This is a genomic window from Vibrio sonorensis (genome assembly GCF_001854765.1).
GTDB classification, from domain to species: Bacteria; Pseudomonadota; Gammaproteobacteria; order Enterobacterales; family Vibrionaceae; genus Vibrio; species Vibrio sonorensis.
Map to the genome: position 1 here is coordinate 1 of NZ_LJJE01000112.1, position 25,342 is coordinate 25,342.

Below are 25,342 nucleotides of genomic sequence, written 5' to 3' on the forward strand. Positions count from 1 at the left end.
TAGAAAGCCTCGACTTATGTCGGGGCTTTTTTATATTCCCCCCAACTAGGCCAGAGTTCCGTAAAGCTTACAGCTATAAATCAGTTGTATAACCCTTCAGTTTGATAAAAACGCCTTGTGTTCTGGCAACCGCAGAATTAAGTAAGAATTGAAAGGGGGGGCTTACCCGTGATTAATACCACTGTCTCGATGAAACTTTTTGTTTGAATGGTCCCCATTATTAGTGCGACCAACTCAATGAATTGAGCATATTATTTTCTAATGGAAGCCCCATATTGCATTGGCGACAGGTTATTTTAAGCTTTATGAGATCGACTTTGGTTATAGTTATTTCGCCAAGCTTCGATTCTAAATTTAGCGTCAGCCAACGATTCGAACAGTGGTTGTTTAGGCATTCGTCCTAAAAGCTTCCGTTTAAAGACTCAATAAAAGCGTTATCAGTCGGTTTACTTAGCGGAGAAAATGCCAATGTTACCTTGTTTGTATAAGCCGGTGAATCTGTCGTCTAACTTAAAAATTCACTTCGGTTGTCGTAATGAATGCGTTTGTAGCCATATTGAATCCGACTATGGGTTAACTCAACTATTCGTCGCCTGAGAGCTTTTTTAGGCTCCTTACGAGGTTGGTTACGACAAGTCGTTTGGCTTGACCCCGTCAATCTGCATGCCCTTTGTTCACTAACATAATAAAGAGTAATTAAATAGCGTGCCAATTTGCGGCGTTGCGACACGCTCACCACTTTTGTGTTTAGATCTTGTAACATCACTTTGTCGGGTTTTAAATCAGAAACAATACGTCTAAGTTTCTTTTCTTCCTGAAGTTGCTTCTACTCACGATCTTGGTCGGACTCAGGCCCCGCATATTTCTTCTTCCAAGGATAAAAAGTACCTTCAGTAATTCCCATTTTGCGAGAAATTTTAGCAATGGTGAGTCCGGCTTCTTGGTGCTTAATCGTAGATACTATCTGCTCTACTGAAAAACGCTTTGAATATCATGATAAGTCCCTCTAATTGTCATTATCATGCCCCAATTCATCGGCTTTATGGAGTTATTTATTAGGAGTCGGTCACTAACGGTAGGGTGTCCAAGCAAGGTCACTATCAGTGTAAGCAACTGGTTAACAGGAAGTCGAGAGATCAATCTATAGAATAACTATCGACATATTTGCTTACTAACCTTAAAGCAACTCATGTGCAGATAATTTTTTTCCATTATACTAGATGCCATTTTTTTGGTTACATTCATGTTGTAGCATTGTAACAAATCTGTTGTTTGTGTTGTTTGTGTTGTTTGTGTACAAACTTTAATTAATGGAGATTGACTATGTTACAACAGATCGTAAACAGTGATATTAATTTGGGGCGGCGTTGTTGACCAAATCGATGGAACCTTTCCGTTAACCAGCGATCTGATCCTTTGTGATCCTTTGAGAGCAAAGGCAGAATCAGATGGGTAAATCGAAGAGAAAAATCACCAACTGGAAAGAATACAACCAAGCGCTCGTAAACCGAGGGGCGCTGGCTTTCTGGATAGATGACGATACAATCGCCAATTGGTACTGTGACACTCCGTCCGGACGCAGAGGTAGAAGCAGTGATGTTGCCACCTTAACTAATTAACTAAGCGAGACGGTTTAGGTCTGATTATTGCGGAATCCCCAAAACCCTATCATTACCCTGCCCTAGGAGTGAAGCAGTTACAAGTAGATTCCCAAGTAATTGCCAAGAATCCACTCTCTTTTTTTTATTCCTCGTTTGAAGACCACTTAAAGATTGATATCCGTTATAACTGTTACTCTGTTGATGTTATCTTGGTAGAAAAAATCGCTGATGTATTGGTTTTTGAACTAGAAAGTATTGTCTCAAATTTGACTGAAAGGTGCGTATGATAAAAGTAAATGCCAATCAGTTAGTTACGCCATATTCATAATTTACGAATTCATACCGATTAATGTTAAATATCAAGGAAAGTTATGTACGTAGAGTCAGAAGAAAAGCTCAGAGAAATCTACGGCTACGCCAAGGGGCGGGCTAAAGATAAACAATTACCTTGCTTGGAGTACCATTCCCGTAATTACATCGAACATTCCCCGTTTGTTACAATCTCTACCTATGCAAAGTCGGGGTCAGTGGACTGTTCTCCTCGTGGAGGAAAGCCAGGCTTTGTAAAAATAATAAATGAGAACTGTATAGTTTTACCCGATGCCAAAGGAAATAATCGACTAGATAGCCTTGTTAATATAATTGAAACTGGTGAAATCGGTTGTTTGTTTTTGATTCCTGGAATTGATGAGACACTCCGAGTTAATGGGGTTGCTCGAATTTCTACGTCAGTCGAACATTTAGTACTGTTTGCTGATGATAGAAATCCTCCAAAAACATGCATTGAAATAACCATCAAGGAAGTGTTTTTACATTGCGCCAAAGCACTAATGCGTTCAGAACTTTGGTCTCCTAAATCGAAAATTGATCGCTCAAGTTTTCCTACAATGGGAACCATGATTAACGACCAACTTTCGATAAATACTACTCCCGAGCCTCAAGAAGATATGATTGCTCGGTATAAGTATGATTTATGAAGATGATCTGCTCCAGCCAGACTGACACTTTATTCTGTGGGTACAGAAAACCACGGGTTTACCCGTGGATGAGTACCGTCGAAAGATCCTGAATCCTAGTATGTGCTACTGAGATAGACCTAAAACTTTGGGAAGAAGCTCTTTTGGAAGATACAATTAACAAGAACTTTGTACATTTTGATTTACCAAGTATCAGGACGAAGTATGACAGATAAATTGAAGTTAGATACTAAAATATATGATTTAGTTTGTACTGATGTCGCTGAATATTTATTTGAAAATCACGGTTTGGAGTTAGGTCAGTTTGAACAACAGTTCCTTGTTGACTTTATCGTTGATAAATTAGGTAAAGAATTTTTTAATAAAGGCATCGAGCAAGCGATTTATCGTTTTTCTAAATTAAGTGAATCAATAAAGGAAGAGTTGGACATGGAAAAAATATATGAGTAAAATTTCCTCAGATTTGTTGCTGATGAGAAAAGAGTGGTACAATGCTTTTTTTGCTTTGAATATTGAACAGTTGGATTATTTAGAGGCGGATTGGTTTTTTTCTACTAATGGTCAAAAAATGATTTACAAAAAGCATCAATTGCGGAAACTATCTTTATTAAAGAAAGACGATCCGCAAAGTTTAGCTTTCACGAAAAGAGTTGAATCAGATGTGGAATACAAAATATTTGTTGGTATTGCAACTGTGACAGGAAAGGCCAAAATAATAAATGAAATTGATGACATATCGAATATTAATTTCATTGAAAGTTGGATTAAAATAGGAAACTGTTGGAAATTACAATTTAGTACGTTTGAATCTATTGACGCATGATGACTAAAAGTTGAACTCTCAAGTTAGTGAACGCAGAGCATGCAGATTGTAGGGATTAAGCCGAACAGCTTGTCGTTACCGATTTCGTAGTGAACCTCAAGAATCTGTCAGGCAATGAATCGTTGGTTAGCTCATACTGGTATTTGAAATGTCCGCAGGTGTATATGCGGTGCTAGAGCGAGAAGGGACCCACGTAAATTAGAAACGTGTACATCGAAAACGAGGTTTGGGGTATCGACTTTGCATCTGTCCAACTTACTTCCGACACTAAATTCCGAATTCTGGCTCCCGTTAAGCCTAGCAGTCTTACCAAGGTTGAGGTCACGCCTTAGACCTTGAGTTGGGAACCGCGTATATCGTGAACTTGTTGTTGCGCACAAAAAAGCCCTGCTTGATAGGCAGGGCTTGAACATCTGAAATGTTTATACGCTAGGCAGAATATTTTCTGGCATGAGTGGGTTGTGAACGGCGAGTTTTAGCAAGTCGTTGGCTTTCTCGATATCTGGAGCGAAATATCTATCCTTATCGTAAAACGAGACTTTCTCACGCAGCATTTGCTTAGCTTGCTCAACGCGATCAGAAGAGCGCAGTGGCGTTCTAAAATCGAGACCTTGAGCCGCAGACAGGTACTCGACAGCTAAGATACCACGCGTGTTCTCTGCCATATCACGTAGCCTACGGCCAGCGAAGGTCGCCATAGATACATGGTCTTCTTGGTTGGCAGACGTCGGCAGGCTATCCACCGACGCAGGATGAGCTAGAGTCTTGTTTTCACTAGCGAGAGCTGCTGACGTTACCTGAGCTATCATAAAGCCGGAGTTTACACCACCATTGTCAACCAAGAATGGCGGAAGTTTGCTCAACGCACTATCAATAAGTAATGCCATTCGTCGTTCGGACAAGCTACCAACTTCGGCAATCGCGAGAGCAAGGTTATCCGCTGCCATTGCTACTGGTTCTGCATGGAAGTTACCACCGGAGATAATGTCACCATCTTCTGCAAACACCAGTGGGTTGTCGGAAACTGAGTTGGACTCAACTTGCAAGATATCAGCTGCATTGCGAATTTGCTGTAAACACGCACCCATGACTTGTGGTTGACAGCGTAGGGAGTATGGGTCCTGAACCTTTTCACAGCCTTGGTGAGAATCGCCAACTTCACTATTGCTATCCAATAGATGGCGATAAGCTGCCGCAGCATCCATTTGGCCTCTGTGTCCGCGAACGCGATGAATTCTTGGGTCGAATGGACGTCGGCTACCCAATGCGGCTTCTACCGACATAGCGCCACAAACGGTAGCTGAAGCAAAGAGGTCTTCAGCAGCGAACAAGCCTTCAAGGGCAAACGCTGTAGAAGCTTGAGTACCGTTTAATAGGGCCAGTCCCTCTTTTGGCGCTAATGTGATTGGTTCTAAACCAGCGATTTTTAGCGCTTCGACACCGGAAAGGATTTTACCGTTGTGGCGCGCTTGTCCTTCTCCCAATAGCACCGTGCTCATGTGGGCGAGTGGGGCCAAGTCACCGGATGCACCAACAGAACCTTTTTGCGGGACACACGGGTAAACTTGGGCGTTAACCAGTTCAATGAGCGCTTGAATGACATTGAGGCGAATACCAGAATAGCCGCGGGCAAGACTGTTGATTTTGAGTACCATCATCAGGCGAACGGTTTCATCGGACATAAACTCGCCGATGCCCGCCGCATGAGAGAGTACAATACTCTTTTGCAGGGTTTCCAAATCTTCGGGCGCTATCTTAGTGTTGGCAAGTAAGCCAAAGCCAGTATTAATACCATACACGGTGCGTTCATCAGCAATCACTTGCTCGACACTTGTGTGCTTTCATTAATGGCGGCGAATGAAGATTCATCCAAAGTAAGGTTGACTGGCGTACGGCTGACCTGACGTAATTGTTTTAGGGTTAACTGACCCGGTTTAAGCGTTAGGTTTAACATCTTCATTTTTCCTTACTTCAGCTTTTTTAGTTCTTCGTTGAGCATAGGTAAATCCAAGCCTTGTTCGGCCGCGCACTGCTTAGCAATGTCGTACCCTGCATCAGCATGACGCATAACTCCGGTTGCAGGATCGTTGTGTAGAACACGTGCGATTCGCTGCGACGCATCCTCTGAACCATCACAACAGATGACCATTCCAGAGTGTTGAGAGAAGCCCATTCCAACACCACCGCCGTGATGCAGTGAAACCCAAGTGGCACCACCGGCGGTGTTTAGCAGCGCGTTGAGCAGCGGCCAATCTGATACAGCATCTGAACCATCCATCATGCCTTCTGTCTCACGGTTAGGGCTAGCAACCGAGCCGGAATCTAGGTGATCTCGGCCGATTACAACAGGTGCTTTTAGCTCGCCATTTTTAACCATTTCATTGAAAGCTTGGCCTAAACGTTCGCGATCTTTTAGTCCTACCCAACAGATGCGCGCAGGTAGACCTTGGAACTGAATTCGCTCACGAGCCATATCTAACCAATTGTGCAGATGAGGATTATCAGGGATCAGTTCTTTGACTTTTTGGTCTGTTTTATAAATATCTTCTGGATCGCCAGACAGAGCCGCCCATCGGAAAGGTCCAACCCCTTCGCAGAACAGAGGACGGATATAAGCTGGAACAAAACCCGGGAAATCAAATGCGTTTTCGACACCTTCTTCCAGAGCCATTTGGCGGATGTTGTTACCGTAGTCTAGCGTTGCAGCACCACGTGCTTGAAGTTCTAACATGGCTTGAACCTGTACTGCCATAGATTGTTTGGCAGCTTTGACCACGGCAGCTTCATCTTTTGTGCGCATTTCTGCAGCGTGTTCCATGCTCCAACCTTGCGGAAGGTAACCGTTAAGGGGGTCGTGAGCCGAAGTTTGGTCGGTAACCACATCAGGAGTAATACCGCGTTCCACCAATTCAGCAAACACATCCGCAGCGTTAGCCAACAGGCCAACAGAAACGGGTGCATCTGATTCTTCAACTATCGAAAGTGCTTCTTCTAAAGACGTCGCTTTGCGATCGACATATCCGGTTCGCAATCGGTAGTCGATACGCGACTCATCACACTCTACAGCGATCATAGAAAAGCCTGCCATAGTACCCGCAAGAGGCTGAGCACCGCCCATACCACCAAGACCACCAGTGAGAATCCAACGACCTTTCGCTTCGCCTGCAAAGTGTTTCTTAGCCACGGAAACAAAGGTTTCATATGTGCCTTGAACAATGCCTTGAGAGCCTATGTAAATCCAAGAGCCAGCTGTCATCTGGCCGTACATCATCAGGCCTTCTTTATCGAGTTCATTAAAGTGCTCCCAGTTTGCCCAATGAGGAACTAGGTTAGAGTTGGCAATCAGTACTCTTGGTGCATTTTTATGAGTAGGGAACACACCAACTGGCTTCCCTGATTGAACCAGTAAAGTTTGGTCATCTTCTAGGCGTTCTAATACTTCTACAATTTTGTCGTAACATTCCCAGTTACGTGCCGCTCGCCCAATGCCCCCATAAACCACGAGTGAATGAGGGTGCTCCGCTACGTCGGGGTGCAAGTTGTTCATCAGCATTCGCAGTGGGGCTTCAGTCAGCCAAGATTTTGCCCTTAGTGTCGTTCCGTGAGGCGCGCGAATCGTGCGACTAGTATCGATACGCTTATCTTGTTCTTGGCGCTCTGTCATTGTAGGACTCCTTGTGTTTCACGTTTGTTGTTTTTATTGCGTTTGCTTGTCGGCAAATGCATTAGCGATATCCCAGCACAAGCGGGCCGCTAGGCGCGCCGTTTGGCTATCGACATCGTAAGTAGGGTTGTATTCAGCGATATCTGCAATGACCAACTTGTCCTTGTAGTGAAGGATTCGGTCGAGAAACAGAGCTATAGTATCCATGCAGACTCCACGAGCCGCCGGTGCACTGACACCGGGAGCAGTCGCGGCAGGAAATACGTCGAGGTCTATCGTTAAATAGAGGTAATCGCAGTTATCAATAAAGTGCTGAAGCTGAGTAAGGTGATAAATGTGGTTAATATGAGCGAGATCTTTATCTTCGACATACCAAACATTGAGTTCATCCGCTCGTTTGAAAAGGGATTCGGTATTGCTCGCTCTACTTACGCCCAAACAGGCATAGTGGAAAGGCCAGCCTTTATCCTGACAGTAGTGGTAAATTTGATTAAAAGGAGTGCCAGAACTGGCTTTGACATCACTATGCTGCTTTCAAACGCCCTTAAATCAAAATGAGCATCAAAGTTGATTATCCCAATTCTCGGTGGGCTTGCGGGGTTGAGATAATCAAAATATTTCGCCAAGCCGGAAAATGACGCCCAAGCCACTTCGTGACCTCCGCCAAGGGTAATTACAGGAGTAGAACGCAGAGCTTGAGCAATAACGTTGGCGCACTGCTCTTGGCTGCTCTCTAGCAAATCGTCTTCGCAAACGACGTTTCCAAGGTCGAGTAGAGTCGTTTTTTTGTGCCAAGCCATATTGGCCAAAGCTCTACGGATAAGGTCTGGGGCTTTTTTTGCGCCAATTCTACCTTTGTTTCGCGAAACACCGGCGTCACAAGCAAAACCCAAAAGGCTTACCGCATTGTGATAGGGTTCTAAATCGCTGGCCTCTATTTGCTTTATAACATGATGTACGCGTTTCCCTTGCTCGCCATCTTCGGCATCGTGCCGACCTTGCCAATGAAAATCTTGCTCGGTTTGATATGTTTTAGACATGACAAAGCTCCCCCTGAACGATTCGGGCACTTAGATGGCTTACACCGACTTGATAGCTCAGCTGAGCGGGGTGAGACAGGTTCCAAATGGCTAAATCAGCGTCATATCCCTTGGCAATTTTCCCGCGAGAGTTCCCCAAACCTAATGCTTGGGCGCTGTGACAGGTAACGCCTCTCAATGCCTCTTCTGGTGTTAGACCAAACAAAGTGCAGCTCATATTCATCATCATAGTCAAGTCTGCAAAGGGTGAGGTCCCGGGGTTGAGATCGGTAGCGATCGCCATTGGCACGTTATGTTGACGCAGAAGTTCTATCGGTGGCTTTTGGGTTTCTCTCAAGAAATAGAATGCACCAGGTAGCAAAGTCGCTATCGTCCCAGAGGAAGCTAAAGCTCTTACGCCTGACTCGTCGAGATACTCTATATGATCCACTGATAAACCGTTGTATTGAGCGGTTAGTTCGCTACCGCCTAGGTTAGAAAGTTGTTCCGTGTGGCCTTTTACTTGTAAACCGTGTTTTTGAGCGGCAACAAACACGCGCTCAGTCTGTTCTAAATTAAAGCCAATTCCCTCGCAGAAAACATCGACGCAATCAGCGAGTTGTTCTTTAGCACACAGCGGAATGATCTGATTGCAGACCAGATCGATATAGTCGTCTGCTCTGCCTTTGTATTCTGGCGGAACGGCATGAGCTGCTAGCAGGGTAGTTTCAATACGAACTTTTCGATGCTGTTCTAAGGCCTTTGCCGCTCGAAGCATCTTTAGCTCGTCTTCTATGGTTAAACCGTATCCAGATTTTACTTCGACCGTCGTGACGCCAGAACGGAGTAGGCCGTCTAATCTGGGCAATGCGAGCTCGATAAGTTGTTGTTCGCTCGCTTGACGAGTGGCGTTAACCGTCGAAATGATGCCTCCTCCTTGCCGAGCTATTTCCTCATATGGAACACCATTGAGTCGCATTTCGAACTCGTTGGCTCTGCATCCCGCGTAAATCAGATGGGTATGACAGTCTAAGAGTCCCGGAGTAACAAGCTTTCCTTTACAGTCGTGGAGTTGGTAGCCGTCGGAGTCTGGTAACTCGGCACCGATTTTAACGATTTTTCCATGCTCAATAATGAGTGTGGTAGGGTCTGAACAGACGTAACCCTTATCATCATTCGTCATAGTGACTAAACGTGCGTTTAGCATTACTAATTTGCTTTTAGTTACCATCTTTAGCCTTTGTATAATATGTATATACAAATTATTGGTGTATTACAGCTAATTGATCAAGTTGAATGTTGCAAAAATGTGATCGGTAAGTAATGTTAAATCGCGTAAAGATGAAGGCTAGCAGAATAAATTTTGGCAAAAACTAAAGGTATTAGAATATACCCTTAGTCACTAACGGGTTACATGGATAAAGTAAGCTGGGACTTAAAGTAGTACCTTGGAGCTGAGTTTGTATCGCGTACCAGGGTGGTAGAGCAGGGCACTACTTACTAGTTTGTCTTCGCTCCACGTTCTTCTGTTAAGAAGCAAACAGGGCTCGTTTGCACCAAGTTTGAGAGCACTTCTCACGTGGTCGTCTGCGACAATCGCTTCAACAGTGTGTTCGATGGCACTTAATGGACAATTTTCTGAAAGATATTGGTTGGGTGTTATATGAGTAAAGTCTTGGTTGATATAATCAGGTGCCCAAACACTGTTAACCCATCTCAGTTCTAATTGAATCGGTTGGTTGTCTTCGAAGTGTACAATTTCAGAGAAAAAAGTTTGGGTACCTAACATAACGCCAAGCTTAACGGCGATGGTTTCGTCGGCTTGTACCGATTGTTGTTTGACTACTTTAGCGGTGTAGCACTTGCCTCTCAAGGCGACTTCTTGGGCTATGTTTCGAATATCAAGCAGTGGTGACTCCGCTTTTTCGTTTGCCGCACAGACAAATGTGCCCGCTCGCGGTTTTCTTTGTAGTTGTCCTTCGGCAACCAAATCTCTTATCGCTTTGTTGACTGTCATACGACTTACGCTGAACTGTTTGGTTAGTTCAAGTTCGGTGGGAATGCGATGACCGACAGGCCAGTGGCCGTCGTCGATGTGTTTCTGAATATACTTTTTGATTTGAAGGTATAGAGGTGATTGAGTCATAACAAGTCGCTGAGTTTAATTGACTATACAAATTAAACGAGTTGGCAGTAAAAATTGCAAGTTCAGATATAAAATTTGTGCGATAACTCGTGTTGATTTTCAATTAGCTTAGTACTTTTTAAACCCACCCCAGACGAGGTTGTTATACACTTTCAAGTAAATCGAGCGCTGCTCAACGTAGCGGATTCACCTTGGTCAGCGCTAGATGGTTGAGTTAGCCTTAACGTGATTTATAGAATTCAATCATAAGGCGGCGGTTATCGGCATAACTGCTGTCACCACAAGCTTCACCCTTAAATTGGGCTAGTGGTGTTGAATACAGAGGTAGCACCTTTGTTTCTAATTCTGAAATAGGTGCCATTAGTGTCCCGTAACCGCCACAATGGTAACCAAACCCATAGTCTTTCAAATATTTTTGTTCCCAAACAGGTAATTTATTTTTTAAATAGTTTTGATAAGCGGCAACTATCTGTTGGCTACTGTTGTTCTTGACTAACTCACTTAGCCAAGTTTTGTCGGTGTTAATGCTGGAGACAATTCTATTTGCTAACGCATCTCGACTTCCCTGTGCCCATGCTAGTCGTCCTAAAGTGTATTCGAGGCCAAATTTATGGCAGCGGCTTAGAATCTGAAAATAGTTGGGCAACTTTGTCTCATAAGTAGATCCACAGTAATTATCTAGAGCGGTAGAGGCGCTTTCGGAATAAACGATCCCGTAATAGTGAAATGGATTGGAATCAATGGTTGCAAACTTATCTGCAAAGTAATACCTCAACATGCGTTCGGAAACTTCCATAGCAGAGTAACTAAACAAGGGCTCAAACGAATCATTAATTTCAATGATATTGTCAACACGTCTTTCTACAGGGATACAAGAGTTGGCAAGAATATAGTTGGCTTCCGTCACCCAGTCTTGAATACGGTCTCTAAGTGCCTTTGTTTCGTCTGGCTTTGAGAGAAGGAAAAAGGTAATCGGAGTGACAGTTTTTTCTGCAGTATCGAATTGGCAATTGACGGGATTAATGTTTTCGGATTGAACGGACAAACTGAAGCACATAACTACAGCAAATATAAGTATATTACTGGCGTGAAAAGCGTTCATAAAAGCTCCTCAGATTTATGTTTTATTCCACTAATTAGATAGCTTTCAGCGAGATAAATCCTAGTGAGGATTAGCTTTGTTTTCAGGCTTGAATGAAAATCACATCATGCTGAATATTATGTGTCATTGCTGTTTTAAAAATATTTTTGAAATGACAAAGACATCTAAACACTACGAAAAAGGTATCTAATCGATGTGGACATTTTCATAAATACACCTTAGTCAGAGAGTTATCACTTTGTGTTTGACCCCTCAAAATTGTATTAGAACAATCACTTTGATAAGTTTTTTTCTATCCAATTCAAAACTTGTTTTCGATTATCTGCTTCATGCGATTTACCACATGGTTTTGCTGCAAATTTTATAAATGGAGATGAGTATGCAGCTATCTGTAAACGCGAATATGTCATGACAGTACCGTGGTTATCGCAATAGTATCCAAAGGCATAATCACTATAACTTTCGGAGATTTTGTATGAATCACTTAAGTTATTTTCTTTATAGAATTGGACTTTGGGGTGCTGAGCTAGCATAGTGTGTCCTAACTCATGTTCTAAAGTAAACTCTGGGCAATCGATTGAAATTATGACGAAGTTGTTATTATAAAGGTCGGCTTCACCACAAAAACGATTGTATTTAAGTGATAGAGAAGAAAACACCACAGCCGTATACTCGTTTGGTTGTTTTGCTATAAGAGATGGCCTAGTGTAATCGAGCATGAACGCATGGCATATACATCTTCTGGCCAATACTTCTTATCATCAACTACTACTATTTTGGAGAGTTTCCTAATTAATGGAATACAAGAGTTATCCATGACTTTGTTGCTGTACAAAATAAATCGTTTAAGTTTCTCGTCAACAGTATTTTGATCATAAGTTGAATATAATGATTTTGGGATAATAAATGTTATATTTGTATCAATCTTTTCAATTATTTCACAATTTCCAGTGAAGATGGGATTTTTTAAATATAACATTGAAGCTAAGATGTAGAATGTGTTCATGGTAATCATACTCAAGAATAGAAGGAGCATCGCTGCTTCTATTAATTTACATTTATCTTCTCAAATGGCTAATTCTGCCATGTAAGTGTCTAGCATGTTCTTGGTGTCGATATCCACCTTGAACTTGCTTGGTTTGATCATTAGTTAACTTTAGACCAACTGTTTTATTATCTTTCTTGTTTCAATAAGATATGTTATTTCTCTAGTCACGCTGTCATTATGGTCGTTATAGTTTTTGTTTGAATCGTTTTTCTTGTCTATCGTAATTTTAGCTGACGTTCAAATATTTTTTGTTTTTGTTCTGTGGTTTTATTAACTTATATGTAAATAATGTTATTCTTTGATTTTATATATGAATCAAGATCCAGTTTTATGATTGATTTTTTGTTCCTAAGTGATGTATTTAGTTTTTTAAAATATTAACTAGATGTTGTTTTATAATCTGAATAGTTTGCATTTCTATTGTTAGGACTCCGTATGAGCACAACATACTTGTTGAGATGTGGTCCGCTGATAACAAAACAACACGGTTAACAGGTGAAGTAATTCTTTTTCAATCTGCATCTAGGTTGTTGAATATTTGTGCTTTTTTCAATTGATACTGTATTTGTCTCACAATCCCACTATTCTCGAAAAGAAACCCTAGAGTTTGCTGACAGGGTATTGTATCTGGGGAGTAAAGAAGGAATAGCAGCAGAGCCATATTAGAAAGGTCTTGGTTAACCACACTACAAACCCTGTAAAGAGTTGCAAGATGTCGATGAACTATGCACTCTGTGTAGCCGGGCGAGTTATTCAAAGATTTTATATGTTACTGGCGCTCGAAAAAGTTAGTTATTCCAATAATAAAGGGAAAGTCATGTTTAATAAGTTGAAAGCGTCATTAGGGATTGGTGCTGCAAAGGTCGATACCGTTTTACAGAGCATGAATGTTGCTCAAGGGGAAATGTTGAAAGGCGTTGTGCATATTCAAGGTGGTGATGTCGCGCAAGATATCGATGCAATTAAGCTTAAGCTCTGTACTGAAATGAAAGTAGAGGTTGACGATAGTACAAGTCATGAGACGTTTGTTCTTGGCCAACTTGAAGCTGTTCAACCATTTACTATCCAACCCGGTGAAAACAAGCAGGTTCCCTTCGAGTTTAAATTGCATGATGAAACACCTATTACGGTTCTAAATGCAAAAATGAACCAAAGCTATGTGTGGGTTGAAACCACTTTAGATATAGACTTTGCTATCGATCCTAAAGATAGAGATATGGTGAACGTAGAGCACTTCCCGTCGCGCAAAAAGTTATACAAACCTTAGAATCTGCCGGATTTACAATGGTTAAGGCAGATGTAGAAAAAGGCTTTTTAAACGGGGGGAATTTTTCCTCTCGCTCAGGGTGTTATCAGGAAATTGAGTTTAGCAATGGCGCTTTGATTAACAAGAAAGAGATAGAGCTATCGTTTGTGCTCGATGGTACGTTACTGCACTGTTTGGCAGAAGTCGATCGTTCATTGAGTTTACGCGGCGACCAATACACCTCATTTACTCTGCCGTTAAGTGCAAGTGATCAAGACGTGGCTCAAGCAGTTCAACGCGTACTTTCTGTATAGCATCGTTTTAGAAGCGGTATCGATATCCCAAGGTAAACGCGATGTCGGTACTGTTGTCTGCATTAAATAGATTCTCTGTTGCCGATATTTCGAGAGCGCTCGATTCCATGGTATAGCGATAGCCGGCTGTAAACTCAGTAGAAACCTTGGAGAACTCGTCTTTTCCTTCTGATACTCCTTCATAGACTGACATCTCACCAATCAAAGTGTGCTGCTCTGCAATTTTGTATCGGTAGCCAGCCGAAACAGACAAAACGCTCTTTTTCAGTGGAAAATTTTGATAGGCCTCTTGATTGCGCCGACTAGTATAACCTGCGGAAATATCAGCCTGATGCTTTCCCCGCTGATATCCGTAGTTGACTTGTAGCGCTTGTTCAAATCGACTAGACGCAAAAATCCCTTTATTTATGTCGTTGTAATAAAGAGAGCCTCCGACAGACCAAGCGTGATGTTCGGAACTATATAGTTGATATTGAAGATAAGCCGTATATGCATTGCTTAACGTGCGGCCTCGGAAGTCTTCTAAGTTAACGTCATAATCGGGAATGCTAATAATGAATCGGTGGTCATCCACTTCTTCACGCCCATTCTGGTCGATACCTATAAGGTCATGGAACCATCGGGTAGGTCCATCAAGGTGATTATTACCCGCGTAGTTCCAGCGATAGCTAAGGGCTAGCTGCCAATCTTGTTCAAACTGCCATTTCCAGCCCGTAGAAATTTGGTTTTGATAGTAGTCGAGCTCATAATTTCCTGCATTCGCCCATATACTTGCGGCGGTTCCCGATAGGTAGAACTCTTGAGTGTCTGGATCATTGCTAAAGCCAGATCGGAGTTGAGGTGTCAGACTATTGGTTTGAAAAGGTGACTGGGAGTAGACTTGCAATGGACCGTAGTCGTCTTTCGCTGCCGAGTTAAAAGCAACGAAAAACAATACAACCCATAAGTACCTCAGTCCATGAATCACGAGTAATAAACGCCTCATAAATCCTATCGCTGTTGATACAACTATAGCTTATATCGCTGTGGCGCCGTTTATTCCTGTTACCGAGAAAATAAAAAAGTAAATAAAAAACCAGCCGTTAGGTGGTTAACTCTATGCTGCTTGTAGGTGCGTGGTGATGTAAGGCTGCCATGCATCTTGGTACAACTGTCGAGACTGTTGACGCATGGATTTAACTCGGCTTACTTCCCAATCCGTCATAGAACGACCTTCATTTATTGCGATGCGTTCAATATGTTGGATCTGCTCATACAGCTTGTGTTCGGGACCACTTTTTACATCGGCTATCGCTTTTAAGTGAAGTTGAACCTCAGCAATAAGTCCTGTAGCGGGCAACTGAACGAGCAGTTTGAGATCGCGGTATCCTGATTCCGCAGGCTTTTTAAAACGGTTTTTAACTTTAACTACCCGAGTTTCACGCTCTAATACTTCGTAGGCGCTCATAAGCCCCTCAAGGTCGTTGGCAACTAAGGTTGCACGAGCGAGATCCGTGATGCGATCGACGTTACCTTCAAGTTCTAGCGCAATTTTTTGTTCGGCTCTTTGTTTGGACTTAACGCCGGCAAATAGTGCTTGGGTATTGGTTTGCATGCTGGCACTTTTACAGATCGTCTCTAACTCGGCCTGTGCCTGATGGGCTTTAGAGTAGAGAACGTCGAAATCATTGTACGGTTGAATAGCGGAGTATTGAGTTGATTGAATACCATAGAGTCCACTTAGATTATGACGGAATGCTTTAGAGCAAACCTGATTTTGCTTAGTGGAACACTCATTTTCACTGTCGTTGACAGTTGGAATCGAAGCGAAGGCAGGAGCGCGGCTCAACATTAAAAGCATAAGCGCCGTAGTTCGCAAGAATAAGCTCATTTACTCTCCTTAGATTTGTGGTCGCATAAATGGGGTGTTTAAAAGAGATTCTGCGTACAAATCTGAGTATTTTGTTTTAGCTCACAATAGATATTGGGACTACAAATTGTCTTTCCAACCCTAAATATCCATTAACTTTGAAGTCAATCCCAACTTCGCACTGATATACCACTTGGTGATATCTTCGTCGTCCATAAGACGAATAACTGTGCTTTGACTTACAGTAAGAGTTTATACATGAACCTTGGATGAACCGTATCAGAGTTGTGTCAAAATCCATTTGTTTGCTAACCTAAGCGCGAATTAACATAGGTAAAAGAAATATGAAAGATCCTGAGTTTTGGCATAACAAGTGGGCAGCGAATCAGATAGGGTTTCACCTTGATGATGTGAATCCGTTACTTATTAAGTATTGGGAACAAACCAAGCCTTCGCGAAATGACAAGGTACTCGTGCCTCTGTGTGGAAAATCAGAAGATCTTGTTTGGCTGGCGACAAAACACGATCAGGTACAGGGAGTGGAGCTGAGTCAAATCGCTGTACGAGCGTTCTTTTCTGAGCATTTTTACACGCCAATGGTCACCCCTGTTAGTGGGCAGCACGAGCTGTACCAGTTTGACGAGCTCTCCATATATACGGGAGACTTTTTTACAGCCCCATTAGATAAAGCGGATATCATTTACGATAGAGCCGCGTTAATCGCTTTACCAAGCGACATGCGAGTAGAGTATGCTGAGCGATTGAAACAGCTATTGACGAACGATGGGCGAATTCTATTGGTGAGCTTGGATTACGCTCAGGAAGAGATGAGTGGTCCTCCATTTTCTGTCCCTCATTCTGAACTGCTGAAATTGTTTGAAGGGTTCTCTGTCACTTCTTTATACCGCAATGAGGATGATGCGAATCAACCCAAAAAAGCGAAAGATGATTTGTCTAGGTTTGCCGAAGAAGTGTTTTTGATCGAACCTCGACAAGCGTAAAATCGTCTTCATAAAAGAGTTAACACGGTGCAGTTACCACGAAATTTGAAGTAGGTTACAAAACGCCGTGTTATTTACTTTTTTATGAGCACGTAATTTCATAAATCCTACCTAGTATCACAAGTTAAATAATGTGCTGTTCTGTACTAATTAAATCTATTTCCTTTTTGTTTCCATTGACTTATTATTCGCGCGCTTAAAGATTGATTTTTGACCAATGGAAGGTGTCAAAGGTGATAACAACGGATTTTAAACCATGCGGCGATAGGTCGTTTAACAGCATCTCTACCGGAGTCGTGCCTGTTGTTTGTGGTTATCACCTTACCAGCTGTTCCCGTAAGGAGCCGCTATGACACGGAGTCTTCCGATATTCTTGCGCAGGCTTTCAATTACTCAATTGCTACTTGTTACCCATTTTTTTTTGGTACTGGCGGTAATTGTTGGTCTGACGTACTCAAGATTTTCCAGTGAATGGCAACATCAGGTAGAAAACAACGCCCAAGCCATTCATACAAGAACACAGAATTTAGTTGTAGATATTTCGAATAAAGTTGCATTTGGCAACTATGTCGATCTTCGCGACGTTTCTATCCCGCTTTTGCTCAACTCAATTCCTGAACTCAAGTTTGTCGAGATAAAGCAGAGCACACCAGAATCTGAAAATCCTCTTCACGTAAGATATTTGGCAGACAAAAATCTATTCTGGCGCGAGGATATATCATCCGAGAGATTAGAGAAGATCAAACAGCGGTTAGCGTTTGTATCGCAACAGTCGTCGAATACAACAGAGTCGATAGTGGGTTCTGTACTACAGCATGACTTAACGACTTTGTATCAATTGTCGAAAGTGAGTTTAAACCACAAATCCAAGTTTGAGTTGAGCTGGGTGTTACCTAAAGACTTAACCGATGGATTCTGGTTTAACCCTCTTTTAGAAACACTTCATATCAAGGTTCCTCTGCAAGGTTTATCACAGGGCTACGTGTGGCTAGTCGCCGATGCGAGCAAACTTGGCACTATTCACAACAAGCTTGCCTCAGAACTCATAAGAGAAGGGATCTTAGCCCTGGTGTTGTCGATGGTGATGATTGCGCTGGTGTCTCGCTGGGTTGTGGTTCCGATTAAAAACCTCTCCGATAAGATGAGACAAGAAGTGGCCGCAGAGTCTTTAGAAGGCATGCCGGAGCTGAAAAGAAAAGATGAAATAGGGGAGCTGGCCCGCTCCTACAAAGGGCTGCTAACTAAGATTGAAAAACAGCTATCGATACTTCAAGCAAAATCAGATACGGACTCGTTGACAGGCTTAGGAACGCGCTACAAGTACATGCGTATGTCGGTGCCTTTTGTCGATAAGTATCGACAGCAAGATAAATACCTAGGTTTGTTGATTTGCGATATCGATAACTTCAAAGCCTACAATGATAGCTATGGTCATACCGCTGGCGACAACGCCTTGACCATGGTCGCCGATGCTATTGCGGGTAAACTCCACGCTAACGATCTAGCGTTTCGTTTCGGAGGAGAAGAGTTTGTGGTACTTTTGGCGAGAGGCACGGTTGAAGAGTTAGATATCGCTACCGAAGTGATACATCAGTCGGTTGAAAAACTAGACATGCCTCACCGAGGTAATCCTCCTTACAATAAGATCACCATTTCGGTCGGTGCCGCCACTTGTTATTTGCGACAAACCGACGCCGATTACCCGAGTGACGAGCTGTTAGAGCTCTTATTCGAACAAGCTGACCTTTCGCTCTACCACTGTAAAAGCAGTGGACGAAACCAGATTAAGGTTGAGAGTTGGTGAGTCGATAGACGTTACCCCTATCGGTAGAAAAATAGAGATACCCGTCATCAGCAGTCACAAGAGCGCGTATACGCTCACCAAAGCTTTCTAACAGTCTTTGTTCTTTTACAACCTTGTCCTTATCGATGGTAAGCACGTTTAAATGAGTGAGTTTAAGGGATCCGGCGATTAGCTTGCCTTTTAAAGTAGGGTACTTATCTCCGCGATACATGATTAAACTTCCCGGTGCAATCGAAGGGACGTATACCCACTTAGGAGATTCTATCCCCGGCTTCTCCTTGGCTTCTCCAACGTCCAATGGTCCCCAATACTCTTTACCATGTGACGTTATCGGCCAGCCGTAGTTTGCTTTGCGTTTGATTAAGTTGATTTCATCGCCCCCGCGAGGACCGTGCTCGATAGACCAAAGTTGTTGAGTCAAAGCATCAAATACTAAGCCTTGTGGATTTCGGTGCCCATAGCTCCAGATTTCCGCTTTTGCGTTTTGCTGATTGATAAACGGATTATTGCCAAAAGCGTTTCCCTGCGCATCGACTCTGAGGATTGAGCCTGAGTGCGTTGATAAATCTTGGCCATTGCTCCTTGTTCCGCGATCACCCACAGAAAAATAGACAGACTCGCTGTCGAAAGTAATTCGACTGCCAAAATGGCGACCTCCACCAGATTGAGAGTCGGTAACGACCAAATCTTGCCAGTTTGTTAGCGCACCGTTGTTGATTTGGGCGACGGCGAGCACGGTATCAATACCACTAGTGGTCACTTTGCTGTAGGTAAAGTAGTAAGCGTTATCTTGAAAGGGGGAGCGGGCAACGTCCATCAAGCCACCTTGTCCCGTCATTTTTACTTCTTGGTGCTTATAAAGCAGAGTTTTGGACCCCGAATTGGTATTGAGTTTATATATTGCGCCGCTTTTTTCCGTAACAATCAAATGATGGGTATCTACGGAGGCTAGGCCCCAAGGGACCGAAAAGCCAGAGGCGACCTTTTTCACCGTCCAATCGCTAGCGTAGAGGGGACAAGTGAACATTGTGATAAGGATAACAAGCGCTTTCATGTCTCGGATCTCCGACAATCAATAGGTTTATACATCCTAGCTTATAAGCAATTTTAATGTTTTTTAATATATCTCTTGATTTGCTCAATGAATGCACTATTATGACGGTGTGTCAGAAATGACGAAGCGTCACAAACAGCAACATGAACTGATTGGCGATTCGTGTTACAATATTAAACTGGAGACTGTTATAGGATACGGACTTTAAAAGCCCATGTTTGGATTTGTTTGTAAAAAAGCGAGCTCTGAAAATGAGAACGGACTGACGAAGAAACAGCAAGCCATCGCAGATCGCGAAGTTGAGCTGATTGAGTTAGCAAAGACGATTGTTCAAAAAGAAGGATTTATTTATCTGACTATGGACAAGTTAACGGCTGCTAGCCTTATTCGAAAGGTACTATCTACAATCATTTCTGTAGTAAAGAAGATGTGGTTATCGCATTGTGTCATTTGAGTCTGAAACGCGAAGCAGCTTTGTTTGCCAGAGCGTTGGCCTTTGATGGTAACTCGCGAGAACGCATTCTAGCACTGCATGTTGGCTACCGTATCTATAGCCGAACAGAACCTGTTCTTTCGAATTGTGCGTTAATGGCGAAAAACCCTTGGGTTATTGAGAAAGCCTCACCTGAAAGGGTAAAAGCGTTAAACGAACTCGAAGAGAATGTCATTACTCAAGCCGATAAACTTATTGAGTATGCATTAGAACAAGGTGATGTTAAGTTCTCTCCGGGTATCGGTTCCGACGCCATTGTTTTTGCAAACTGGGCGATGGCATTTGGCTCTAACGCTTTGAGCCAAAATGCGACCAATAGCCGCTGTATTCAAAGGCTACAGGACCCTTACTCGATATTGCACAACGCGAATATGCTACTTGACGGTATCAACTGGAAACCCCTCTCTAGCGAGTGGGACTATAGAAAAAGTTGGCGTCGTATCGAAAGTGAACTGTTTAGTGAAGAAGTTAAGTACTTAGAGTCAGTAGGACGCTAGTACGAAAGCCCATACAAGTATGGGCTTTTAAGTCACCGTTAGTGACGTTTCGTCAAAAACATTTAGCAAAAGTCTAAATGGACAACAAAAATTAGTTAGATTGCTAATCACTCCGTATTTCGGAGTTTTTTAGAAGTCTATTTGACGAAACGTCACAAACGGAGACTGTGATGAAAACAGATAACTCAAATTTTTCTCAGCTACATCCACTGCTGACCGCACCAACCAGATTCACTTGGTTGGTGCTACTTTTCACTATTGGTGCGATTGTTCTCTCGACACTAGGTGCAAAAAACCTCTATTTCCGTGGAGACTACGAAATTTTCTTCGACGGACAAAACAAACAACTTATCGCATTTGATGAGATTCAAACGACGTTTGCAAAATCAGACAGTATAGCGATTGTGATTGCGCCCGCCGATGGCAATGTCTTCACCCCTGAAACATTAACCCTTGTACAAGACATTACTAAGGACGCGTGGCAAGTCCCTTACTCTAGTCGCGTAGATTCACTGGCGAACTACCAGCATACCGAAGCGATTGAAGATGACCTCTTGGTCGAAGATCTTCTTTATGAAGACTATGCGTTTACTAGTGATCGCATCGAAAAAATTAAACAAGTTGCCCTTAGTGAACCAGCGGTTGTGAACTCGATGATTTCGCAAAAAGGTGACGTTACCGTTGTTAATGTAACGGTGCAGATGCCAGAGCTGGATCAAACGGCTGAAACCATCGAAGTACTCACTGCTGTCAATGCCATGGTCGATAAGTACCAGCACCAGTTTCCGAATGTAGAGTTTCACAAGGCGGGTATTATCGCCATGAACGGTGCGTTTATGGACTCGGCGCAGCAAGATACATCGACGCTAGTACCTAGCATGCTGTTAGTGGTATTGGTATTCCTAACGATTATGCTGCGATCTTTCCTCAGTGTGGTTGCAACGCTTGTTGTCATTATTACTTCCGTATTGGCAACCATGGGTCTATCTGGTTGGGCGGGCCTCTTCCTGAGTACAGCGACAGTGAACATTCCTACACTTGTCATGACACTCGCCGTAGCAGACTGCGTTCACGTTATCGCCTCAATGCGTCAGCAAATGCAAAACGGTCACGACAAGGTTTACGCTATCGACCACAGTATGGCGCTTAACTTTATGCCAATTCTGATCACGTCAGTGACAACGGCTATTGGCTTCTTGATGATGAACATGTCTGACTCGCCAGTGTTACGTGATTTCGGAAATCTAGCAGCACTGGGTGTGATGATTGCTTGTTTCTTATCTCTGTCTCTGCTGCCAGCGCTGCTCAAACTGCTTCCAATTAAAGTTAAGGTCAAAGCCACTGGGGAAGAAGCAAATTCGGACTTTATGGACAAGTTAGGGGACTTCGTGGTTCGTCGCCGTAAGTTGCTCATGCCGCTATCTGTCATCGTTATTCTAGGCTCTGGATCGTTAATTCCGCTCAATGAAGTTAACGATGACTCAGTAAAGTACTTTGATACCCGCAACGAGTTTCGTCAGGCTGCCGATTTTATGCAAGAACGCATTAGCGGTATGAACAACATTAGCATTGTGGTTAAGTCAGGTGAGTCTCAAGGCATTGCTGACCCAGAGTTCTTAAACACAATAGGCGTATTTACGGATTGGTTACGCGCACAGCCTGAAACGGACCACGTTGCGTCTCTATCGGATGTTTATAAACGTCTCAACAAAAATATGCACGGTGACGATGAGAGCTACTACCGTTTGCCACAAGATAGAGAACTCGCTGCTCAGTACTTGCTTCTCTACGAAATGTCATTGCCTTACGGCCTAGATCTTAACAACCAAGTTAATGTCGATAAATCTTCGATCAGAATGGTTCTGACCACTCAAAACGTCGGCAGTGTTGAGATGGTAGATATCGAAGAGCGCATCTATGCATGGTTTGCCGCAAATGGCAGCCAATATGAGGTGGTCGCTTCGAGTCCTACTCTGATGTTTGCCCACATCGGTGAGACGAACATGGCGAGCATGTTGTCGACATTGCCAATCACCTTAATCTTGATTTCCGGCTTAATGATTTTCTCTCTGCGTTCTGTGCGCCTTGGGGTTATCAGTATTGTGCCTAACATGGCGCCTGCCATTATCGGTTTTGGTGCATGGGCTCTACTATCCGGTGAAATAAACCTAGGTCTATCGGTGGTGGTTACGCTGACATTGGGTGTGGTGGTTGATGATGCCGTTCACTTCTTATCAAAGTACCAACGAGCACGTAAGCAAGGCCAGTCAGCGGAAGAAGCAGTTCGATATGCATTTCACACCGTGGGTCGCGCACTCTGGATCACTACAGTTGTACTCGTCGCAGGGTTCAGCGTGTTGGCGATGTCTACATTCCGACTTAACTCTGATATGGGCCAACTGAGTGCAATTGTAATTTTCTTAGCCTTGGTAGTGGATTTCATCTTCTTACCAACACTATTGATGAAGTTTGATACCGCAGATTACCCACAAGAAACTGAGAACTCATCAACGCTGTCAATCGATGCCCAAACGGCACCGCAAGCTAACGTATAAAAAGGAACAAAAAATGAAAAACTTTAAAGTAAACAAGATGGTTAAATCGTTGGCAGCGGCACTGCTAATCTCAAGTACAGTGGTATCTACAGCGTTTGCAGATACCACTAAGGTCTAGAAATCGCAACAGAACGCAAAGCTCGTGACCACGGTTGGGGTGACTCAGTTTCTACAATGCAGATGTTGCTAAAAAATGCTCAAGGAGAGAGCAGTACTCGATTGATGCGCACTAAGTCATTGGAAGTCGATAACGATGGTGATAAAGGGCTGACCATCTTCGATGAGCCAAGAGACGTAAAAGGCACTGCTTTCTTGAACCATTCACATACCATTGACCCAGATGATCAGTGGCTATATCTACCGGCATTAAAACGAGTAAAGCGCATCTCTTCTCGCAATAAGTCAGGCCCATTTATGGGGAGTGAGTTTGCCTATGAAGATTTGAGTTCATTTGAGCTAGAGAAATACAGCTTTAATTACTTGCGCAATGAAGAACTCAACGGTGAGCAAACCTTTGTTCTTGAGCAAACGCCAAAAGACAAAAACTCGGGTTATACCAAACAGATTGTTTGGTTAGATCAGCTACATTACCGTCCGTTGCAAGTAGAGTTTTATGACCGTAAAGGGGCGTTGCTGAAAACGCTAAAATTTGACGATTACAAACAGTACCTAGATAAGTATTGGCGCGCACACACTATGGCTATGGTGAATCACCAAACCGGAAAAAGCACGACGTTAACCACTAGTGATATGGCTTTCCAGACCGGTCTGAGTGATCGAGATTTTGAAAAAAACGTCCTAAAGCGAGTGAAGTAGAAGCGTATGACTACATCCATCAAAAAATCCGGCCGTTATTCGGCCGGAACCAAGCTCGCTTTATCTTTCGGTATTGGCGCATTCGCAGTGGCTAGCACGGCCAGCGCAATAGAAGTCTCTGGGCAGGTCAATTTTGAACATCGCCAATACTTTTCTGAAGGTTTGCAAGGGCAAGACAAAGGTCAGTCGTCAATCGTGCTTCAGCCTGAACTATATTGGGAGTCTGAAGCTGGGCCGTCGAGCTTTACATTTGTTCCTTTCTACCGTTATGACGCTATGGACGACGAACGTTCACACGGTGATATTAGGGAGGCACTCTATTTAACTTATTGGGATGATTACGAGTTTAGAGCTGGGATTGGAAAAGTGTTTTGGGGGGTGACAGAAGCTTCACATTTGGTTGATGTCGTTAACCAGACGGACGCTATCGAATCGGTTGATGGCGAAGATAAGCTGGGTCAACCTATGGTGCATTTTACCATGCTGAAGAGCTGGGGAACCTTAGATACCATGATTCTTCCCTATTTTCGCGAAAGAACATTTGCAGGGCAAGATGGTCGACTGAGGCCAACAGTGCCGGTTTCCAGCAATGCGCTTTACGAATCTTCCAGAGAAGAAAATCACATAGATGGCGCTTTGCGTTATAGCAACACATTTGGCGATTGGGACATGGGATTGAGCTACTTTCAAGGAACAAACCGCGATCCCTACTATCGATTGGATTCAGGTAATTTGAGACCATACTACGCGCAAATGAGTCAAGTAGGTCTTGATGTTCAAGGGATTCTAGGTGACTGGTTATGGAAACTGGAAAGTATCTATAGAGACAGTTTTGATCATCACACGGGGTTAGTAACCGGCTTTGAGTACACTTGGGTAGGAGCATTTGGAAGCTACTGGGATATTGGCTTTATCGCTGAATATCTGTATGACAGTCGTGGAAATAACGCTCAGACCATAGGGCAAAACGATATTTTTGCTGGTGCTCGTGTAGTGTTAAATGACGAAGACGGTACAGAGATTTTGTTTGGTGTCACACAGGATCTCGATAACAGTGATGTGTATAACGGCAAAGTTGAAGCTTATAGCCGTATTAACAACAACTGGAAATGGCGTATAGACGCAAGCCTCTTTGAAAATGAGACGCCGAATGATTTACTCTATTTTGCGCGCAAAGACGATTTCGTAGAACTGTCATTGGAATATTATTTCTAGCGGATGTCGCACGAAAATTTAGTGCAAAACACAATGTGATTCTCATTCCATTAAATTGGGGGCTGATCGAGCTCCCTTTTTTCGTTATTGAGCAATTATTCCATACAAAACCTTGTAC

General features: G+C 43.1%; 14 protein-coding genes and 8 pseudogenes. 11 read left to right on the plus strand and 11 right to left on the minus strand.

Annotated features, from left to right (window positions below):
* Positions 1–296: 296 nt before the first annotated feature.
* Positions 297–401 (minus strand): annotated as a pseudogene (locus BLO31_RS25265) (integrase core domain-containing protein); the annotation flags it as partial.
* Between the two features lie 425 nt (positions 402–826).
* Positions 827–973 (minus strand): annotated as a pseudogene (locus BLO31_RS25270) (transposase); the annotation flags it as partial.
* 475 nt (positions 974–1,448) lie between these two features.
* Here BLO31_RS25270 and BLO31_RS23630 point away from each other — a divergent pair.
* The 4 genes and pseudogenes from BLO31_RS23630 to BLO31_RS19945 form a co-directional block, all read left to right on the plus strand.
* Positions 1,449–1,613 (plus strand): annotated as a pseudogene (locus BLO31_RS23630) (IS5/IS1182 family transposase); the annotation flags it as partial.
* 359 nt (positions 1,614–1,972) lie between these two features.
* The gene (locus BLO31_RS19935) at positions 1,973–2,578 is read left to right on the plus strand and encodes a pyridoxamine 5'-phosphate oxidase family protein (RefSeq protein ID WP_070970972.1); all 606 of its coding nucleotides are present in this window, start codon (positions 1,973–1,975) and stop codon (positions 2,576–2,578) included.
* Between the two features lie 204 nt (positions 2,579–2,782).
* Complete coding sequence (locus BLO31_RS19940; protein WP_070970975.1) at positions 2,783–3,028, plus strand: DUF2164 family protein; 246 nt, start codon at positions 2,783–2,785, stop codon at positions 3,026–3,028.
* The gene (locus tag BLO31_RS19945; protein WP_070970979.1) at positions 3,021–3,401 is read left to right on the plus strand and encodes a DUF4440 domain-containing protein; all 381 of its coding nucleotides are present in this window, start codon (positions 3,021–3,023) and stop codon (positions 3,399–3,401) included. Before BLO31_RS19940 ends, BLO31_RS19945 begins: the two co-directional genes overlap by 8 nt.
* A 422-nt stretch (positions 3,402–3,823) precedes the next feature.
* On the opposite strand, the pseudogene hutH reads toward BLO31_RS19945, so the two are convergent.
* The 6 genes and pseudogenes from hutH to BLO31_RS19975 form a co-directional block, all read right to left on the minus strand.
* Positions 3,824–5,361, minus strand: a pseudogene (hutH, locus tag BLO31_RS19950) (histidine ammonia-lyase).
* Positions 5,362–5,367: 6 nt separating this feature from the next.
* Positions 5,368–7,065: a urocanate hydratase gene (gene hutU, locus BLO31_RS19955; RefSeq protein WP_070970982.1), complete on the minus strand. Its 1,698-nt coding sequence runs from the start codon at positions 7,063–7,065 to the stop codon at positions 5,368–5,370.
* A 33-nt stretch (positions 7,066–7,098) separates the two neighbouring features.
* Positions 7,099–8,105: pseudogene (hutG, locus tag BLO31_RS19960) on the minus strand (formimidoylglutamase).
* Positions 8,098–9,315 carry an imidazolonepropionase gene (gene hutI, locus BLO31_RS19965; protein ID WP_070970985.1) on the minus strand — a complete coding sequence of 406 codons (1,218 nt, stop codon included), beginning with the start codon at positions 9,313–9,315 and terminating at the stop codon, positions 8,098–8,100. Before hutI ends, hutG begins: the two are co-directional and overlap by 8 nt.
* Positions 9,316–9,519: 204 nt before the next feature.
* Positions 9,520–10,230, minus strand: a complete 711-nt coding sequence (hutC, locus tag BLO31_RS19970; RefSeq protein WP_070970987.1) for a histidine utilization transcriptional repressor HutC — start codon at positions 10,228–10,230, stop codon at positions 9,520–9,522.
* A 220-nt stretch (positions 10,231–10,450) separates the two neighbouring features.
* Positions 10,451–11,332 carry a hypothetical protein gene (locus BLO31_RS19975; RefSeq protein WP_070970989.1) on the minus strand — a complete coding sequence of 294 codons (882 nt, stop codon included), beginning with the start codon at positions 11,330–11,332 and terminating at the stop codon, positions 10,451–10,453.
* Positions 11,333–13,197: 1,865 nt separating this feature from the next.
* On the opposite strand from BLO31_RS19975, the pseudogene BLO31_RS19990 reads away from it, so the two are divergent.
* Positions 13,198–13,940, plus strand: a pseudogene (locus BLO31_RS19990) (sporulation protein).
* A 7-nt stretch (positions 13,941–13,947) separates the two neighbouring features.
* On the opposite strand, the gene BLO31_RS19995 reads toward BLO31_RS19990, so the two are convergent.
* Together BLO31_RS19995 and BLO31_RS20000 are read right to left on the minus strand one after the other, a co-directional pair.
* Positions 13,948–14,925, minus strand: a complete 978-nt coding sequence (locus BLO31_RS19995) for a DUF3187 family protein (protein WP_070971002.1) — start codon at positions 14,923–14,925, stop codon at positions 13,948–13,950.
* Positions 14,926–15,036: 111 nt separating this feature from the next.
* Positions 15,037–15,810: a nucleotidyltransferase family protein gene (locus BLO31_RS20000; RefSeq protein ID WP_070971004.1), complete on the minus strand. Its 774-nt coding sequence runs from the start codon at positions 15,808–15,810 to the stop codon at positions 15,037–15,039.
* Between the two features lie 323 nt (positions 15,811–16,133).
* Here BLO31_RS20000 and BLO31_RS20005 point away from each other — a divergent pair, with 323 nt between their 5' ends.
* Together BLO31_RS20005 and BLO31_RS20010 are read left to right on the plus strand one after the other, a co-directional pair.
* Positions 16,134–16,790, plus strand: coding sequence for a thiopurine S-methyltransferase (locus BLO31_RS20005; RefSeq protein ID WP_070971007.1), 657 nt, complete (start codon positions 16,134–16,136; stop codon positions 16,788–16,790).
* A gap of 349 nt (positions 16,791–17,139) precedes the next feature.
* The gene (locus BLO31_RS20010) at positions 17,140–18,594 is read left to right on the plus strand and encodes a sensor domain-containing diguanylate cyclase (protein ID WP_070971010.1); all 1,455 of its coding nucleotides are present in this window, start codon (positions 17,140–17,142) and stop codon (positions 18,592–18,594) included.
* On the opposite strand, the gene BLO31_RS20015 is transcribed toward BLO31_RS20010, so the two are convergent.
* Positions 18,575–19,648, minus strand: a complete 1,074-nt coding sequence (locus BLO31_RS20015) for a PQQ-dependent sugar dehydrogenase (protein WP_070971013.1) — start codon at positions 19,646–19,648, stop codon at positions 18,575–18,577. The two genes, BLO31_RS20010 and BLO31_RS20015, sit on opposite strands and share 20 nt — an antisense overlap.
* Positions 19,649–19,862: 214 nt before the next feature.
* On the opposite strand from BLO31_RS20015, the pseudogene BLO31_RS20020 reads away from it, so the two are divergent.
* The 4 genes and pseudogenes from BLO31_RS20020 to BLO31_RS20035 all read left to right on the plus strand — a co-directional run bounded on the left by BLO31_RS20020 (position 19,863) and on the right by BLO31_RS20035 (position 25,224).
* Positions 19,863–20,638 (plus strand): annotated as a pseudogene (locus tag BLO31_RS20020) (TetR/AcrR family transcriptional regulator).
* A 170-nt stretch (positions 20,639–20,808) separates the two neighbouring features.
* The gene (locus tag BLO31_RS20025; RefSeq protein WP_070971016.1) at positions 20,809–23,193 is read left to right on the plus strand and encodes an efflux RND transporter permease subunit; all 2,385 of its coding nucleotides are present in this window, start codon (positions 20,809–20,811) and stop codon (positions 23,191–23,193) included.
* 13 nt (positions 23,194–23,206) lie between these two features.
* Positions 23,207–24,009, plus strand: a pseudogene (locus BLO31_RS20030) (outer membrane lipoprotein-sorting protein).
* 6 nt (positions 24,010–24,015) lie between these two features.
* Positions 24,016–25,224: a hypothetical protein gene (locus BLO31_RS20035; protein ID WP_070971019.1), complete on the plus strand. Its 1,209-nt coding sequence runs from the start codon at positions 24,016–24,018 to the stop codon at positions 25,222–25,224.
* Positions 25,225–25,342 lie beyond the last annotated feature (118 nt).

Excerpts from the sequence above, each read along its gene's own strand:
- BLO31_RS20000 (WP_070971004.1), bottom strand. The coding sequence starts at position 15,810 with ATGAGCTTATTCTTGCGAACTACGGCGCTTATGCTTTTAATGTTGAGC.
- BLO31_RS19975 (WP_070970989.1), bottom strand. The coding sequence starts at position 11,332 with ATGAACGCTTTTCACGCCAGTAATATACTTATATTTGCTGTAGTTATG.
- hutI (WP_070970985.1), bottom strand. The coding sequence starts at position 9,315 with ATGGTAACTAAAAGCAAATTAGTAATGCTAAACGCACGTTTAGTCACT.
- BLO31_RS19940 (WP_070970975.1), top strand. The coding sequence starts at position 2,783 with ATGACAGATAAATTGAAGTTAGATACTAAAATATATGATTTAGTTTGT.
- BLO31_RS20015 (WP_070971013.1), bottom strand. The coding sequence starts at position 19,648 with ATGAAAGCGCTTGTTATCCTTATCACAATGTTCACTTGTCCCCTCTAC.
- BLO31_RS20025 (WP_070971016.1), top strand. The coding sequence starts at position 20,809 with ATGAAAACAGATAACTCAAATTTTTCTCAGCTACATCCACTGCTGACC.
- hutU (WP_070970982.1), bottom strand. The coding sequence starts at position 7,065 with ATGACAGAGCGCCAAGAACAAGATAAGCGTATCGATACTAGTCGCACG.
- hutC (WP_070970987.1), bottom strand. The coding sequence starts at position 10,230 with ATGACTCAATCACCTCTATACCTTCAAATCAAAAAGTATATTCAGAAA.
- BLO31_RS20005 (WP_070971007.1), top strand. The coding sequence starts at position 16,134 with ATGAAAGATCCTGAGTTTTGGCATAACAAGTGGGCAGCGAATCAGATA.
- BLO31_RS20010 (WP_070971010.1), top strand. The coding sequence starts at position 17,140 with ATGACACGGAGTCTTCCGATATTCTTGCGCAGGCTTTCAATTACTCAA.
- BLO31_RS19935 (WP_070970972.1), top strand. The coding sequence starts at position 1,973 with ATGTACGTAGAGTCAGAAGAAAAGCTCAGAGAAATCTACGGCTACGCC.
- BLO31_RS20035 (WP_070971019.1), top strand. The coding sequence starts at position 24,016 with ATGACTACATCCATCAAAAAATCCGGCCGTTATTCGGCCGGAACCAAG.
- BLO31_RS19945 (WP_070970979.1), top strand. The coding sequence starts at position 3,021 with ATGAGTAAAATTTCCTCAGATTTGTTGCTGATGAGAAAAGAGTGGTAC.
- BLO31_RS19995 (WP_070971002.1), bottom strand. The coding sequence starts at position 14,925 with ATGAGGCGTTTATTACTCGTGATTCATGGACTGAGGTACTTATGGGTT.